The sequence below is a fragment of the Nocardia sp. NPDC051929 genome, from assembly GCF_044548645.1.
Lineage (GTDB): Bacteria > Actinomycetota > Actinomycetes > Mycobacteriales > Mycobacteriaceae > Nocardia > Nocardia sichangensis.
Map to the genome: position 1 here is coordinate 45,913 of NZ_JBIUCG010000022.1, position 15,816 is coordinate 61,728.

16 protein-coding genes are annotated in these 15,816 nt (G+C 68.2%); 3 read left to right on the top strand and 13 right to left on the bottom strand.

The features are described from left to right. Positions 1-145 precede the first annotated feature (145 nt). The 13 genes from lpqB to cofD form a co-directional block, all read right to left on the bottom strand. Positions 146-1,969: an MtrAB system accessory lipoprotein LpqB gene (gene lpqB / locus ACIHAX_RS27810; protein ID WP_356967352.1), complete on the bottom strand. Its 1,824-nt coding sequence runs from the start codon at positions 1,967-1,969 to the stop codon at positions 146-148. Beyond that, complete coding sequence (gene mtrB, locus ACIHAX_RS27815) at positions 1,966-3,966, bottom strand: MtrAB system histidine kinase MtrB (protein ID WP_364432476.1); 2,001 nt, start codon at positions 3,964-3,966, stop codon at positions 1,966-1,968. The genes lpqB and mtrB overlap by 4 nt, the downstream gene beginning before the upstream one ends. Beyond that, on the bottom strand, positions 3,963-4,640 hold the full coding sequence (gene mtrA / locus ACIHAX_RS27820) for an MtrAB system response regulator MtrA (protein ID WP_039800350.1): 678 nt from the start codon (positions 4,638-4,640) through the stop codon (positions 3,963-3,965). Before mtrA ends, mtrB begins: the two co-directional genes overlap by 4 nt. Positions 4,641-4,718: 78 nt before the next feature. Further along, positions 4,719-5,366, bottom strand: a complete 648-nt coding sequence (locus tag ACIHAX_RS27825; RefSeq protein WP_364432479.1) for a dTMP kinase — start codon at positions 5,364-5,366, stop codon at positions 4,719-4,721. Between the two features lie 136 nt (positions 5,367-5,502). Further along, positions 5,503-6,981 carry an adenosylhomocysteinase gene (gene ahcY, locus ACIHAX_RS27830; RefSeq protein ID WP_355077141.1) on the bottom strand — a complete coding sequence of 493 codons (1,479 nt, stop codon included), beginning with the start codon at positions 6,979-6,981 and terminating at the stop codon, positions 5,503-5,505. Positions 6,982-7,086: 105 nt separating this feature from the next. Continuing rightward, entirely contained in the window at positions 7,087-8,223 is a 1,137-nt protein-coding gene (locus ACIHAX_RS27835; RefSeq protein ID WP_364432484.1) for an alkane 1-monooxygenase, read from the bottom strand. 190 nt (positions 8,224-8,413) lie between these two features. Beyond that, positions 8,414-9,034 carry a TetR family transcriptional regulator gene (locus ACIHAX_RS27840; protein WP_355077145.1) on the bottom strand — a complete coding sequence of 207 codons (621 nt, stop codon included), beginning with the start codon at positions 9,032-9,034 and terminating at the stop codon, positions 8,414-8,416. Positions 9,035-9,074: 40 nt separating this feature from the next. After that, positions 9,075-9,257: a rubredoxin gene (locus tag ACIHAX_RS27845; RefSeq protein WP_355077147.1), complete on the bottom strand. Its 183-nt coding sequence runs from the start codon at positions 9,255-9,257 to the stop codon at positions 9,075-9,077. Next, positions 9,254-9,427, bottom strand: coding sequence for a rubredoxin (locus ACIHAX_RS27850; RefSeq protein WP_355077148.1), 174 nt, complete (start codon positions 9,425-9,427; stop codon positions 9,254-9,256). Before ACIHAX_RS27850 ends, ACIHAX_RS27845 begins: the two co-directional genes overlap by 4 nt. Next, positions 9,424-10,683, bottom strand: coding sequence for an alkane 1-monooxygenase (locus tag ACIHAX_RS27855; RefSeq protein ID WP_355077149.1), 1,260 nt, complete (start codon positions 10,681-10,683; stop codon positions 9,424-9,426). The genes ACIHAX_RS27850 and ACIHAX_RS27855 overlap by 4 nt, the downstream gene beginning before the upstream one ends. Positions 10,684-10,869: 186 nt before the next feature. Then, positions 10,870-11,388 (bottom strand): NUDIX domain-containing protein, encoded by a 519-nt coding sequence (locus ACIHAX_RS27860; protein ID WP_364432492.1) that lies wholly within the window; start codon positions 11,386-11,388, stop codon positions 10,870-10,872. Between the two features lie 34 nt (positions 11,389-11,422). Next, positions 11,423-12,769 carry a coenzyme F420-0:L-glutamate ligase gene (locus ACIHAX_RS27865; protein WP_356967341.1) on the bottom strand — a complete coding sequence of 449 codons (1,347 nt, stop codon included), beginning with the start codon at positions 12,767-12,769 and terminating at the stop codon, positions 11,423-11,425. Then, a complete protein-coding gene (gene cofD, locus ACIHAX_RS27870; protein WP_355077377.1) occupies positions 12,766-13,719 on the bottom strand; it encodes a 2-phospho-L-lactate transferase in 954 nt (317 codons plus the stop codon). The genes ACIHAX_RS27865 and cofD overlap by 4 nt, the downstream gene beginning before the upstream one ends. Positions 13,720-14,256: 537 nt before the next feature. On the opposite strand from cofD, the gene ACIHAX_RS27875 reads away from it, so the two are divergent. The 3 genes from ACIHAX_RS27875 (at position 14,257) to ACIHAX_RS27885 (ending at position 15,772) form a co-directional block, all read left to right on the top strand. After that, the gene (locus ACIHAX_RS27875; protein WP_029901515.1) at positions 14,257-14,490 is read left to right on the top strand and encodes a WhiB family transcriptional regulator; all 234 of its coding nucleotides are present in this window, start codon (positions 14,257-14,259) and stop codon (positions 14,488-14,490) included. Positions 14,491-14,614: 124 nt separating this feature from the next. Further along, on the top strand, positions 14,615-15,094 hold the full coding sequence (locus tag ACIHAX_RS27880) for a metallopeptidase family protein (RefSeq protein ID WP_168434228.1): 480 nt from the start codon (positions 14,615-14,617) through the stop codon (positions 15,092-15,094). 297 nt (positions 15,095-15,391) lie between these two features. After that, the gene (locus tag ACIHAX_RS27885) at positions 15,392-15,772 is read left to right on the top strand and encodes a DUF3499 domain-containing protein (RefSeq protein WP_039800382.1); all 381 of its coding nucleotides are present in this window, start codon (positions 15,392-15,394) and stop codon (positions 15,770-15,772) included. The last annotated feature ends 44 nt before the right edge of the window (positions 15,773-15,816 follow it).

Consider the following 15,816-nt stretch of genomic DNA (forward strand, 5'->3'; position numbering starts at 1 on the left):
ATGCCCTTGCGGCGAAGTCTTTTACGCTGCGCTCGCTCCCTGCTCGAACCGCCATGCGCGCCCGCGCCGGATTCTTCCGAGTGTGAGCGAGCCTTCCGAAGTGCCGACATGCGGCCGGCCTCGCGTACTCGCGACAGGTCGCCGCTCAGCCGGGCAGGACGGGCGTGGCGTTCGCGCCCAGACCCGGCACCTCACGCCAGTAGGGCTGGCCTTGGTCCGGGGCGGAGGTCAGCTCCAGCACCGCACGTGAGTCGGCGACGTACTGATGGTCGGGGCTCGCGCTCACGGAGCGCACCGGGGCGGTGAGATTCTGCGACGTCAACGGGGTCGGCTCCGAGCCGTCCACCGACACCGTACTCACGGGGTCCACATTCCCCTCGCGCGCGATGATGATCGTGTCCGCGTCCAGCCAGTCCACCGACACCGCGGCCGTGCTGAGTCCGACACCGACGGGCACCGCCGAGGTCAGCGCCAGCTTCCCGTCCGGTTGCGGCGCGACGACCGCGACGTACACCCGGCCGTCGGCGATCATCGCCGCCCGCGCCCCGGTCCGGGAGATCCGGAGTTCGGTGATCGGTAGCCGCGGCGCCGTGGCCGAGGATGCCGCCGTCAACCTCGAGATGTCGACGTTCTGAATCGAGACGTTTCCGGTGCCGCGGTCGTTGACCGCGCGGATCACCCGGTCACCGTCGACCACCGCCCATGCCGCGCTGCCGTCCGCCGTCCACGAGGGCCGGGTGATGGTGAAGCCATCGGCCACCGGAAAAGCGTTGCCGCCGTAAGTGCCGACCATCAAGATCCGCGACGGCGCGCCCGGCGGTCGTCCGGCTTCCGCCACCGCGGCGACGAGCTGACCGTCCGCGGACAGCGTCGCCGACTGCAGGTTGTTCACTCCGCCGAAGTAGCCCGGAGCGGGAGTGATACCGCCGTTGTCGGCGATCTGCACCAGCCCGCCGCCGCGCAGAGCGTGCAGCCCGACCTGGTTGCGCGCGGCGGTCGCCGGATTGAACTGCTGCACGTCCGCCACGCTCCAGCCGTTCGCGGCGAAGCGCTCGTCCAGCGGCTTGCCGTCGGCCAACAGCATGTACGGCCCGAGGATGTCGGCGCTGGACAAGGTGAGCACCACCTGCGCGGCCAGCAGTTCGCGCTCGCGCGGATTCAGCGCCGACGCGCCCGCGAAATCGATCCGGACACCGCCGAGCCCGATGCCGACGCCGTCGGGATCACCGTTGGCCTTGGTGATCGCCCCGCGCACCGCGATCGGCGGCGCCAGCTCACTGTGCAGCACCGACGCCAGCGCGGGCTGCGGCCCCTCCAGCAGCGAGCTGATCAATCGCTGGGTCAGCTGCGCTTTCGGCACCGCGAGCCAGCGCAGGTCCGGCACGGCCATATTGCCGCCCGGATCGATGAAGTACAGCGCGTAGCGGCGGTAGGACTTGAAGAACGCGGTGGAGTCCATGACCACGCCGTCGGGCAACTCGTCGATGCGCCACTCGCCGTTGATCTTGGTCAGCTCGATCTTGTTCTCGACGAACGGAATGTCGTCGTTGGGCCGGTACCCGCCGTCCGCGGACAGCTCGCCGACCTTGCGCGCGCGGATCAGATAGTTGGCCTTGTCCCCGGAACGCGACTCCCGCAGGGTGTCCGGTTTCTCGACGATGACCGTGCCCGCCGCGTCGTCCCACTGGGTGGAGGCCGCAGGGGTCATGTATTGCCTTGCGGCCAGATGCCGGTTGGCCGGATCGGCGGTGGCCTGAAGGAAATCGCGCAGCAGCAGATCCGGATCGCGGTTGGCCAGCGGGGCCGGCGGGCCCTCGGAGGTGGGCTCACGATTGATGGTGCCGAGCGCCTCCGGCGCGGAGGACTCGGGGAGGCTGGCACAGGCGGTGAGCGGCATCACGACCGCGAGGACCGCCGCTGTCAGTACGGTCAGCCGCCGCATCCGCGCAGATCCGACACGCATTCTCATGACTGTACGTCCCCCGGTTCGCGCGCCGCGCCGCCCCCGGTCTGCGCCGACTCCGAGGCGGGCGATCCGTTCGCCCCGGACGCGAGCGGCTCTTCGGCCGCGGCGCTGTCGGTGGGCGTCGCCGTACCGTCGGCCGCTCCGGACGACTCGCTCACGCTCGGCTCCGCGGCCGCGCCGCCTTCGACGTCCGTGCCGTCCAGCTCATCGCTGTCGGTCTCGGCCGCCTCGCTCGCGCCCTCCGCACGCACGCCGACCGGATCGGATGTGCCCGCGTGCGCGCCCTGTGGCGCGGCGTCGGTCACCTGCGCGGCGCCCGGCTCGGCGGCGACCGGCAGCGCCGTATCGGTCGTGTCGCGATCGGCGGGCGGTTCCGGCTCCACCACGTGCATCGTCTTGCGCGCGGGCTCCAGCGGCAGCGGGCTCGGGCCGAGCTTCTTACCGCGCACCAGCGGCAGCGTCAGGCGGAAGCTGGCGCCGATCCCGACCTCACCCCAGGCTTCGAGTCTGCCTTCGTGCAGGTTCGCGTCCTCCACGCTGATCGACAGACCGAGGCCGGTGCCGCCGGAGCGGCGCATGCGCGACGGGTCCGAACGCCAGAACCGGTTGAAGACCAGCTTCTCCTCGCCGGGGCGCAGGCCGACGCCCTGGTCCCGCACGACGACGGCGACCGCGTTGCTCTCGACGTCGCCCCGCATCCGGATCAGCACCGGCTTGCCCTCGCTGTGGTCGATCGCGTTGGCGAGCAGATTGCGCAGCACCCGCTCCACCCGGCGCGGATCGACCTCGGCGACGAGCGGATCCTCCGGCATGTCGCTGATGATCTCCACCCCGGCGTCCTTGGCGAGGTGGCGCACGGTCGAGATCGCGGCCCGCGCGCACATCCGCACGTCCAGCGATTCGACCTGGAGTTCGGCGACGCCCGCGTCGTGCCTGCTGATCTCCAGCAGGTCGTTGAGCAGGCCCTCGAACCGGTCCAGCTCGTTGACCAGCAACTCGGCGCTGCGGGCCAAGGCGGGGTCGAGGTCGTCGCTGCTGCCGTGGATCAGGTCGGCGGCCATGCGCACGGTGGTGAGCGGTGTGCGCAACTCGTGGCTGACGTCGGAGGTGAACCGGCGCTGCAGATTGCCGAATTCCTCCAGCTGGGTGATCTGGTTGGACAGGCTCTCGGCCATCTCGTTGAACGCCTGAGCCAGCCGAGCCATGTCGTCCTCGCCGCGTACCAGCATGCGTTCCTTGAGCCTGCCGTCGGCGAACCGGCCGGCGATCCTGGCCGCGGAGCGGATCGGAAGCACCACCTGCCTGGTGACCAGCGCGGTGATCGCGGCAAGCAGGACCAGCAACACGATGCCGCCGACCAGCATGGTGCCGCGCATCAGCGACAGGCTGCGTTCCTCGTTGGCCAGCGGGAAGATCAGGTAGATCTCCAGGGTCGGAACCTCGGCGCTCGGGCTGCCGATGATCAGCGCGCGACCGCTGTAGCCATCCGCGTCCTCGACGGTGGCGAACTGGTAGCTGACCTGGTTGCGCTGCACGAACCGGCGCAGCTCGTCGGGCACCTCCTGGATCGGGCCGCGAGGGATCTGCTGCGGCGGCATCCCGCCGATGACGCTCAGCGCCGAGACGAAGCTGCCCGCGGCGCCGGTGGACTGGCCGCTGCCGCCGCGATTGGACAGTGCGTTGCGAGCCTCTTCCAGTCGCTGCGGTTGAGCACCGATGTCGTGCACACCGGCCAGCTGGCTCTCGACCGTGTTACGCGCACGGTCCATCTCCTCGACCGCCGCGTTGATCTTGGCGTCCAGCAGCCGGTCGGTGATCTGGCTGGTCAGCACCACACCGAGGATCGTGATGACGATCAGCGACAGCGTCAGCGTTGACACGATGACGCGCAACTGCAGCGAACGACGCCACAGGTGGCCTAGGGCAATGCCGACCGCTTGGAACCAGGCCACCACCGGAGCCAGCGATCGTTCCAGACGCGCGAAGACGCCATGGATCACGGCGGTCCGGCCTTGTAACCGACACCGCGGACGGTCAGCACGATCTCCGGGTTCTCGGGATCCTTCTCCACCTTCGCCCGCAACCGCTGCACATGGACGTTCACCAGGCGGGTGTCCGCGGCGTGCCGGTAACCCCAGACCTGCTCGAGCAGGACCTCACGGGTGAACACCTGGCGCGGCTTGCGGGCCAGGGCGACGAGCAGGTCGAACTCCAGCGGCGTCAGAGAGATCTGCGCGCCACCACGGCTGACCTTGTGCGCGGGCACATCGATCACGATATCGGCGATCGACAGCAGCTCGGCGGGCTCCTCCTCGGTGCGGCGCAGACGGGCCCGCACCCGGGCGACCAGCTCCTTCGGCTTGAAGGGCTTGACGATGTAATCGTCGGCACCGGACTCCAGACCGAGCACGACGTCGACCGTGTCGGTCTTCGCCGTGAGCATCACGATCGGAACTCCGGAATCGGCCCGCAGCACACGGCACACGTCGATGCCGTTCATGCCGGGCAGCATCAGGTCCAGCAGCACCAAATCGGGGCGGATCTCGCGAACCGCCGCCAGGGCCTGTGTGCCGTCGCCGACCACGTGCGGGTCGAACCCTTCCCCGCGCAAGACGATCGTGAGCATCTCAGCGAGTGCCATATCGTCGTCGACGACCAGAATCTTCGGCTTCATAACTACTATGTTGTCATCTCCCAGGCCAGGATCGGGCCGCCACGCCAACACTGGTGTGAACCCGCGGCACAACCAACCTTATCGACCAACGATTTCGGCGATGCGCGCGGCCAGCGCCGCCGGACCGTCGTCGGATCGGTATGTCCACCAGGGTCCGCGCCAGTCGCGTTCGGCCAGCTCACGGTACACCGCGCCGGTGCGATGCTGCAGACCGCCGTCGCGTTCGTAGGCGTCGAGCGCGCGTTCGGCGTCGAGTTCGCCACGCCTGCGGGCACGCTCGGCGGCGAGCTCGGTGGGCACGTCCAGCAACACTTGCAGCGCGGGCTCGGGCAGAGCGAATCTGCCGAACTCCAATTCGCCCACCCATGTGACGATTTCGCCGTCCGCCGACTGCCCCAGCCGGGCGGCCGAATAGGCGGCGTTGGAAGCGACATAGCGATCGAGTAGCACAACGTCGTTGTCGGCCAACAGTTTCGACAGCCCGTCCGCGGCGTCCGCGCGGTCCAGCGCGAACAGCAGAGCCATGCCGCTGACCGAGCCCGCGAGGTCGCCGTGCGCGCCGCGCAGCGCCTCGGCGGCCAGATCGGCGTGCACCGAGACGCGGTAGCGCGGGAAGGCCATCGTCGCGACGCGCAGTCCGCGACCACGCAGATCGGCGACCACCCGCTCGATCAGCGTCCGCTTACCCGCGCCGTCGAGCCCTTCGACCGCTATCAGCACTCCCATGACCAGGCACACTACCCCGCCGCACACCGGACGCCCGCAGCGGCTGACCAGCGTGGATGCCGGGCGCTGCGGGCGGGCGCGAGGTGACGGGCGCCGGTGTCCCCGCCGACCGTCGGCGGGGACACCGGCAGCGCGTTCAGTAGCGGTAGTGATCCGGCTTGTACGGGCCCTCGACGTCGACGCCGATGTACTCGGCCTGGTCCTTGGTGAGCTTGGTCAGCTCGCCGCCGAGCGCTTCGACGTGGATGCGCGCGACCTTTTCGTCCAGGTGCTTCGGCAGCCGGTAGACCTCGTTGTCGTACTCCTCCGGCTTGGTCCACAGCTCGATCTGCGCGATCACCTGGTTGGAGAAGCTGTTCGACATCACGAACGACGGGTGGCCGGTCGCGTTGCCGAGGTTGAGCAGACGCCCCTCCGACAGCACCAGGATCGAGCGGCCGGTCTCCTTGAACGTCCACAGGTCGACCTGCGGCTTGATCGTCAATTTCGTTGCGCCGGAACGCTCCAGCGCCGCCATGTCGATCTCGTTGTCGAAGTGACCGATGTTGCCGAGGATGGCCTGGTCCTTCATCGCCTTCATGTGGTCGAGGGTGATGATGTCCTTGTTGCCGGTCGCGGTGATGACGATGTCGGCCTCGCCGATCGCCTTCTCCACGGTCACCACGTCGTAGCCGTCCATCAGCGCCTGCAGCGCGTTGATCGGGTCGATCTCGGTGACCTGCACCCGGGCGCCCTGTCCGGCAAGCGATTCCGCGCAGCCCTTGCCGACATCGCCGTAGCCGCAGATCAATATCTTCTTGCCGCCGATGAGCACGTCGGTGCCGCGGTTGATGCCGTCGATCAGCGAGTGGCGGGTGCCGTACTTGTTGTCGAACTTGCTCTTGGTGACCGAGTCGTTGACGTTGATCGCGGGGAACACCAGTTCGCCCGCCGCCGCGAACTGGTAGAGCCGCAGCACGCCCGTGGTGGTCTCCTCGGTGACGCCCCGCACCGATTCGGCGATCTTGCTCCACTTGCCGCGATCGGACTCGAAGCGCTCGCGCAGCAGGTTCAAGAAGACCTTGTACTCGGCCGAGTGGTCCTCGTCCTCCGGCGGCACCACGCCCGACTTCTCGAACTGCGCACCGCGCAGCACGAGCATGGTGGCGTCGCCGCCGTCGTCGAGGATCATGTTGGCCGGCTCGCCCGGCCAGGTGAGCATCTGCTCGGCGGCCCACCAGTACTCCTCCAGGGTCTCGCCCTTCCAGGCGAACACCGGGGTGCCCTTCGGCTCCTCGACGGTGCCGTTGGGGCCGACGACCACGGCGGCCGCCGCGTGGTCCTGGGTGGAGAAGATGTTGCAGGAGGCCCAGCGGACCTCGGCGCCGAGGCTGGTCAGGGTCTCGATCAGCACCGCGGTCTGCACGGTCATGTGCAGCGAGCCGGAGATGCGCGCGCCCTGCAGCGGCCGCACCTCGGCGTACTCACGGCGCAGCGCCATCAGACCGGGCATCTCGTGTTCGGCCAGACGGATCTCTTTGCGGCCGAAATCGGCCAGCGACAGATCCGCCACCTTGTAGTCGATGCCGTTGCGGACATCGGCGGTCAACGACGTGCGAAGTTCTGAGGTGGTCATCAGCCTCTCCTGGTTCGGCAAGTACCGAGGCAAGGCTAGTCGCTCACGACGGGGTGCGGTTTACGCGGCCGTCCCTCCGACGGGCGGACCGGCCTCGGATTCGGCTCACGCCGTGACGCCGCGGGCCGCCAGGATGCGACGCCGCTTACGCGGCTGAATGTTCGCCAGTGTGATGTCGCCGCCGTAGTGGGCGAGCACGCGGCCGTCCATAATCCGCCGCCACAGCGGCGGGACGGCGGCCAGCACGATCATGGCGGCGTAGCCCGCGGGCAGTTGCGGGGCCTGCTCGGAGGTGCGCAGCGTCTGGTAGCGGCGGCCCGGGTTGGCGTGGTGATCGCTGTGCCGCTGCAGGTGGAACAGGAAGATGTTGGTGACCAGATGGTCGCTGTTCCAGCTGTCGCGCGGCGAGCAGCGGGCGTACATGCCGTTCGGGCGGCGCGCCCGCAGCAGGCCGTAGTGCTCGACGTAGTTCACCGTCTCCAGCAGGCCGAAGCCGATCACGGCCTGCAGCAGCAGCCAGGGCAGCACCTGGTAGCCGAACGCCGCGACCAAGGCGCCGAACAGCACGAGCGTCATCGACCAGGCCTGCAGGATGTGGTTCTGCACGCTCCACCAACCCTTGCCCTTGCGTGCGAGCCGCTCGCGCTCCAAGACGATCGCCGAGCGGAAACTTCCGGACACGCTGCGCGGCAAGAACTCCCACAGCGACTCGCCGAGGCGCGCGCTGGCCGGATCCTCCGGAGTAGCCACCCGCACGTGATGGCCGCGATTGTGCTCGACGAAGAAGTGCCCGTATCCGGACTGGGCGAGCGCGATCTTGGCCAGCCAGCGCTCCAGGCGCTCGACCCGGTGCCCGAGCTCGTGGGCGGCGTTGATGCCGATACCGCTGACGAATCCGAGAGTGGCGGCCAGACCCAGCTTGTCGACCACGCTCAGTTCGTCCCCGGCCCACATGTAGCTCGCGATCACCAAGCCGATCAGCTGCACGGGGAGCATCAGGTAGGTGCACCACCGGTAGTACCGGTCGTTGGAGAGCCGCTCGTAGTCCTCGTCCCTCGGATTGTTGCCGTCCACGCCGATCGACCAGTCCAGCACCGGGATCACGACCAGCACGATGATCGGGCCGATCCACCAGAAGATCGGGACGCCGGTGTGCAGCACCAACTGCGAGGGCAGCAACGCGGACGCAGGCGGAAGCAAGCCGAGGACCCACAGATGGCGTTTGGGATCGGGCGATCCCACGGGTTTGCCAACCGTTTGCACTTTTGCCCCACTCGAAGAAGACCCGAACACCGTCGCATGAGAATACTTCTTGAGTTGTTGTCTGTTACAACCAAGTGGTGGGTTGAGACATGATCGCTATTACAAGCTACGCAGTCGGTTTTCAATGTGCTGCATATGCGCCAGTCGCGCGCCGGTTGCCCGCGCGGGCTCAGCTCTGCACCCGCGCGGCCAGGATCGCTTCGACGTAGGGACTCAGCAGCGCGCTCAATTCCGCGGGCGCGTCCCGCCCTGGACCGGGCGGAGTGGGGATGTAACTGAGGGCGATCCGCACCAGCGCGTGCGCGATGACGTCCGATTCGGCCGCCGTCGACGCCACCCAGCTGTACTGGAAGGCGCGCGACAGCCGCGCGGTCGCGTGCTCGAGCAACGGCCCCGCGTCCAGGGTGATCAGGCGCAGCAGATCCAGCTTCACCTCGCCCGCGACCAGCGACTGCACCAGCGGGTCGGAGGCCGCGTCGAAGAAGAAGTTCGCCATGCCGTCGCGGAACGCCGCGCGGACGTCACCGACGTTGCCGTTGATGGCGGCGTCGACGTGATCGACCAGGAAGTCGGCCAGGCGCAGGGCGTAGGCCTGGGTGAGGCCGCCGCGTGAACCGAACTCGTTGTACAGGGTCTGCCTGCTCACGCCCGCCCTGGCCGCGACGTCGCCGAGCGTGATCTTGGACCAATCCCGCTCGGTGAGCAGCTCGCGCATCGCGTCAAGGACCGACGTCCGCAGCAGGTCCCGCGCGGCCTCCTGGTAGGGAATCCTGGTTCCGGTGCGCGGCATACCCGCGACACTGTCACGGGCGCCTGCCGCAGTCAAAATCTCACGACCGCTCGATTTCGACCATGAAGAAATCCGCCTTGGCGGCGCCGCAGTCCGGACAGGTCCAGTCGTCGGGAATGTCGTCCCAGCGGGTTCCCGGCGCGATGCCGTCCTCCGGCCAGCCCTCGGCTTCGTCGTATTCGAAGCCGCACTGGATGCACTGATAAAGCTTGTACTCGTTCATTTCGTGGCCCCTATCGGTTCGAAGTCGATCTTCTCCCGCACGCCGCAATCCGGGCAGCACCAGTCGTCCGGCACCGTCTCCCACCGGGTGCCCGGCGGAAAACCTTCGTGCGGCTCACCTTTCGCCTCGTCGAAGACGTAGTCACAGACGGGGCAGCGATACGCTTTCACGCCGCGTCCTTTCCGGCAGCGTTTTCCGCCCGACCCGAGCCGTAGCGCGCCAGCACTTTCTCCCGCTTGCCGGGATCTATGTTGGCCCGGGTGATGTCGCCGTCGTAGTGCGCGAGTACGCGCTTGTCCATGACGCGACGCCACAGCGGCGGGAAGTAGGCGAGCATGATCATGCTGGCATAGCCGCTCGGCAGGTTGGGCGCGCCGTCCCAGCTGCGCAGCGTCTGGTAGCGGCGGGTCGGATAGGCGTGATGATCGCTGTGCCGCTGCAGGTGGTACAGGAAGATATTGGTGACGATGTGGTCGCTGTTCCAGCTGTGCACCGGGGCGGGCCGCTCATACCTGCCGCTCGCCGTGCGCTGCCGCACCAGGCCGTAGTGCTCCAGGTAGTTGACCGCCTCCAGCAGGCTGAAGCCCACCACGGCTTGCAGGATCAGGTATGGCAGCAACTCGATGCCGAACACCGCGACCAAGGTCGCGAACAGCACCGCCGACATCAGCCAGGCGCTGAGTACTTCGTTGCGCAGACTCCACGGCTTCTTGCCGAGCCGGTCCAGCCGGGCCTTCTCCAGCTGCCAGGACGACTTCAGGCTGCCCCATACCGTGCGCGGCCAGAAGGCCCAGAACGTCTCGCCCACACGGGAACTCGCCGGGTCCTCGGGCGTCGCGACGCGCACGTGGTGGCCGCGGTTGTGCTCGATGTAGAAGTGCCCGTAGAAGGACTGGGCCAGCGCGATCCGCGACAGCCAGCGCTCCAGGTCCACCTTCTTGTGGCCGAGTTCGTGTGCGGTGTTGATGCCGATGCCGCCGATCATGCCGACCGTGATCGCCAGCCCGATCTTGTCCACCAAGTGCAGCCCGCCATCGATGCCGAGCCAGCTCACGTCGTCGGCGGTGATCAGATAGGCCGCCATCACCAGCGAGGCGTATTGGAACGGCAGGTACAGGTAGGTGAGGTAGCGGTAGTACTTGTCGTTCTCCAGGTACTCCATCACCTCGTCCGGCGGGTTGTCGCCGTCCGGGCCGAAGAAGATGTCCGCGATCGGGATCAATACGTAGATCAGGATGGGCCCGAGCCAGAACGGCACCTGCGCGAGGCGATGCCAGCCCAACTCGTTCAGCCCCCAGATCAGCGGCAGACCGATGATGAACAGGCCGGCCGGAGCGAACAAGCCCCACAGCCACATGTAGCGCTTGCGATCCCGCCAGGCCGGCACCTCCACCGGCTGAGCGGACATGTCCGCGTGCGTCGACATCGTTGTCTCCATTCCCGAAGGGCACGCCACATGTGACGTGCATTACCTCACTTCTGGACGATATACGGACATTTGTCGCTTGTCTAGACAAATCACGCAATTTGTAAACTTCCTCCGGGTCCAACGAACCGAGCCCCGGCCGGAGACAACTCCGCCCGGGGCTCGGCGTGGAATGAAGGGACCGACTCAGCGCAGCAGCACGTCGGCGTCGGCGGGTAGGGCGTTCACCGGCCACCAGCGCAGGTCGGTGGATTCGTGGCTGCGAACCGGGATCGCGCCCGCGGGGGCGGTGATGCGGAACAGCAGGTCGAGGTGTCTGGTGGGGACGCCGAGCGAGCAGGTGATCGGATGCGCTTGGGCGCCGTAGAGCCCTGGCTCCAGCCGTAGGTTCGCGATACCGGATTCCTCGGTCGCTTCGCGCAACGCCGCGCCGGCGACCGTCTCGTCCCGCTCTTCGCAGTGGCCGCCGAGCTGGATCCAGCGTCCGACCCGCGGGTGCAGAGTGAGCAGCACCTCGCGGCCGTCGTGGGAGAAGACGACCGCGGAGGCGGTGATGTGGCCCGGCGCGTGCTCACGCAGGCAACCACGCGGGGCCGAACCGAGGAAGGCCAGCATCGCTTCCCGCAGCGATCGCTCCGGATCTGTTCCGGGACACCAAGCCTCGAGCAACTCAGTGGCCGAAGCGTGCAGCGACTCCACGCTCACCGGCGACACTCTCGCACTGCGGAATCGAGGCGCTTCACAGCTCGACCAGTCCGGACCCCGCGCCCGCGGGCTGCCGCGGGGTCGGCTCTTCGAGCGGATGACCGATGGCGATGGCGCCAAGCGGACTCCAGTCCTCGGCCACGCCCAGCACGTCCCGGGTGACCTCGGGGGCGAAGATCGTCGACCCGATCCAGCAGCTGCCGATGCCCTCGGTGGCCAAGGCGACCAGCAGGCCCTGCACCGCCGCGCCCACCGCGACGGTGAACATGGTGCGTTCGTTCGCTCGCCTGCGCTCGTCCGGATAGTCGTGCGCGCCGTCCGGCACACAGAACGGAATGATCACCTCGGGTGCGTCGAACAGAATGCGCCCACGCGCGACCCTGCGCTCGATCCGCTCCGGCGACAGCCCGTCAGCGGTCAGATCGGTGCGCCATTTCTCCGCCATCGCCTCGAGCAGACGAGCGCGCAGCTCCGGCGTGCGCAGCCACACGAACCGCACGGGGCGGGTGTGGTGCGGAGCGGGCGCGGTCAGCGCGACCGACACGGCCGAGCGGATCCGTTCGGGATCGACCGGCACGTCGGCGAACTGGCGAATCGAGCGACGCAGGAGAATCGCCTCCTTGCGACCGCGTTCGATGGCCTCCGCGGTGCCCAGCCAGAACAGGTCGTCGGTGCCGCCGCGCAGGAGATCGGCGGCGCCCGATCCGTCGTCGACGATCGGCAGCCCGCGCACCACGGCGACCGGGACACCCCCGAGTTTGCCCTTGACCAGGTCCGCGGCGGCGGCCAGCTCGTCCGCCACGGCCACCTGGGTGACGAAAAGCTCGTTGCCCTGGCCGTCGACCGCGCCCGCGTAGTCGTGCAGCACCCGCAAGCCCGCGGCGCCGATGGCCGCGTCGGTCTGCCCGTTGCGCCAGGCTCGGCCCATCGTGTCGGTGACGAGCACCGCGACCGTCACGCCCAGCCGTTCGGCGAGGGCGGCGCGCAGCGCCTTGGCGCTGGCGTCCGGGTCGGTGGGCAGCAGCACGAGCTCGCCCTTCTCCACGTTCGAGCCGTCGACACCGGAGGCCGCCTGCACGATGCCCAGCTTGTTCTCGGTGATCAGGGTGCGGCCCTTGCGGGCGAGCACCCGCACCGCCTCCTGGTCGACGAGCCTGCGCCGGGCCGCGTCGCGCTCCTCGGGGTCCAGCGGCGCTTCCACGATGCGTCCCTCGACCTTGGCGACGATCTTGCTAGTGACCACCAGCACGTCACCGTGGGCCAGCCAGGGCGCGCAGCGGGCGATGTGCTCGGCGAGGTCGTCGCCGGGCCGGAATTCGGGCAGCCCGGTGACGGGCAGGATGCGCAGCTCTCCGGCCGCGTGGTCGGTCGGTGTGCTCACAGGGCGACTCCAGCGAGATCCAGCGCCTGACGCACCATTTCGGCGGTGGTCGGCGGGTCGGTCATCAACAACGGCACGCTACGCACCTCGACCCCTGGCACCTCGGCGGTGTCGGTGCTGTGGATCAGCCAGCCGTCCAGGATGCCGGTGGCGGAGCGTGCGCCGTAGTGCCTGCCGATCGCCTCGGCCGTCGTCTCCACGCCGATGACCGACAGGCACTCGTCGGCCATACCGCGCAGCGGCTTGCCGTCGATCACGCCGGACACGCCGATCACCTTCGCCGGGGTGGTGCGCAGCGCGCCCCGGATGCCGGGCACGGCGAGGATGGCGCCGATGCTCACGACGGGGTTCGACGGCGCGAGGAGGACCACGTCGGCGGATTCTATGATATTGATCACATTTGGGGCAGGTTTGGCTTCATCGGCGCCAATTGTGGCGAATCCATGGGTGTCGATGTTCGCGCGGTAGCGAACCCACCACTCTTGAAAATGGATCGCGCGCCGTTCGCCAGGCTTGTCCGGATCCGACACCACGACATGCGTTTCACAGCGATCGTCGGTTGCCGGGATCAGTTTCACGCCCGGCTGCCACCGGTTGCACAGCGCCTCGGTGACCGTGGAGAGCCGGTATCCGGCGCGTAACATTTCGGTGCGGATCAGATGCGTGGCGATATCGCGGTCCCCCAAGCCGAACCAGTCCGGCTGGGCATGATATTTCGCGAGCTCCTCCTTGGCGTGCCAGGTCTCGCCGACCCGGCCCCAGCCGCGCTCAGTATCGATACCGCCGCCGAGGGTATACATGCAGGTGTCGAGGTCGGGGCAGATCTTGAGCCCATGCATCCAGACGTCGTCGCCGACGTTCACGATCGCGGAGACGTCCGCCTCGGGCAGCAGCTCCCTGACGCCCTGCAGGAAACGCGCGCCACCGACACCGCCGACCAGCACGGCGATCCGGGGTCCGTTCGCGAGCGTGGCGTCCGCTTGTTGTCCAGTCACATCCGCACAGCCTATGCGCTGACGCGAAGGCTCCCGTTCGCGGCAAATTTGCTATACATTTGCTATCGCAGATCACAAGAGGGACTCGGAATGCGGCTGCGGATAGTAACGGAATAGCGACGGCGGCTTGACCATCGCAGCGTCCGGCGTGTCTAATCACAGACATGTCATTCCGGGTTCGCGCGAGAGATCAACGCGCGAACGGCATTTCGAACAAGTGTTCGCATCGGTGTGACAAGCTCGGGGACGTCCGCGGGACAACGTCGCGGGGTATGGCCGTCGGTATGCGTGTTGGTCCGACGGAAAGAATCATTCTGCGCTAACACACAGTGAGGAGGCGGAGCGATGGCCAACGAGATGGTCTCGCCGACCGATTCCACAGCAGGCGCAGCACGTGGCGTCTGCGCAGATAACGGCGGCTGGAAGGACCAAGAGGGGGGTGACGGAGTCACGGCGCCCCGGCTCAGCCTGGTCGTGACCGGCTTCGACGAGATGTTCGAATCCATCGAAGAGCAGTGGCAGGAGCGCGCCCTGTGCGCGCAGACCGATCCGGAGGCGTTCTTCCCCGAGAAGGGCGGCTCGACCCGCGAGGCCAAGCGGATCTGCATGGGTTGCGAGGTACGCGACGAGTGCCTGGAGTACGCGCTCGCGCACGATGAGCGCTTCGGCATCTGGGGCGGCCTCTCCGAGCGGGAGCGCCGCCGCCTCAAGCGCGGCATCGGCTGACAGACATCCGCGATGCCCGGAGCCGCCCGTCCACCGTGGCGCTCCGGGCACGCGCGACACGACCGGACAGTTCCCGACCGCCTCGATGCGGACGACCGGAGCCGACTGGCCTAGATTTTCTCTCATGGCACGTTCCCGTAAGCGTCGACCGCCGACCGCGCGGTCGGTGATCCGCCGCGGCCGCGGAGTGCGCGGGCCGATGCTGCCACCCACCGTGCCCGCTTGGCGGACCCGAGGCCAGAAGTTCGACCGGCTGGTGCTGGAGGCGTTCGCCCCCTTGGACTCCCGCTGGCACGACCGGCTCACCAAGCTCGACATCGCGGTCGACGACGTTCCGAAAATCCGTCCGCTGCATCCCGATTCGGTCACCTGGCCGGACGAGGTCGTGGCCGACGGCCCGGTTCCCCTCTCCCGGCTCATCCCGGCGGGCGTCGACCGGCACGGGGCTGCGACCAGGGCGCGGGTGGTGCTGTTCCGCAAGCCGCTCGAGCTGCGCGCCAGCGACCCCGACGACCTGGTGGATCTGTTGCGTGAAGTCCTGGTCCAGCAGGTCGCGACCTACCTCGGCGTCGATCCGGACGTGATCGACCCGGAAGCGGAGTGAATCGCACCCATCCGGGTGGCGGCGGCTCCCGAATGCCGTTGCGGGGCAGGCGCGGGCGTGTAGGCCGGTCACCGGCTGGGTACTCCGTGAACCCACGCCACGACGCACCACCGATGTCGCGCACCGGCGACACCGTCGCCCGCGCGTACGGCGAAGTCGTCCAGATCACCGCGGGGCCCGTCACGGCCCTGTGGGACGTCGTGCTGCCCTCGTTCCGCGACGCACGGACCGAGATTCTTCAAGCGTGTCTGTCCCCATCGACGCGCCAGGGGGGTTACTCTCATCGGCGTGATTCCCATGCGTCGTTGCTGCCGACCAGGCTGCAAGAATCCGGCCGTCGCGACGCTCACCTATGTGTACTCGGACTCGACGGCGGTGGTCGGACCACTCGCGACGGTCGCCGAACCGCACTCCTGGGATCTCTGCGAAACGCACGGCTCACGCATCACCGCTCCGAAGGGTTGGGAACTGGTTCGCCACGAAGGCGGATTCTCCTCCAGCACACCGGACGACGACGACCTGACCGCGCTGGCGGAGGCGGTGCGGGAGGCGGGGTTGCGCCGCCGCCCACCGGAGCGCGAACAGCGTGGCTATCGCGACTACGCTCCCCCGCCGCCGCGCACCACACGAACGGGTCGCCGCGGCCATCTGCGCGTGCTGCCCGACCCGCCGTCCTGATCGGACGAGGACGGTGTCGGACCGGTCCGGCGCAACCACTAGGG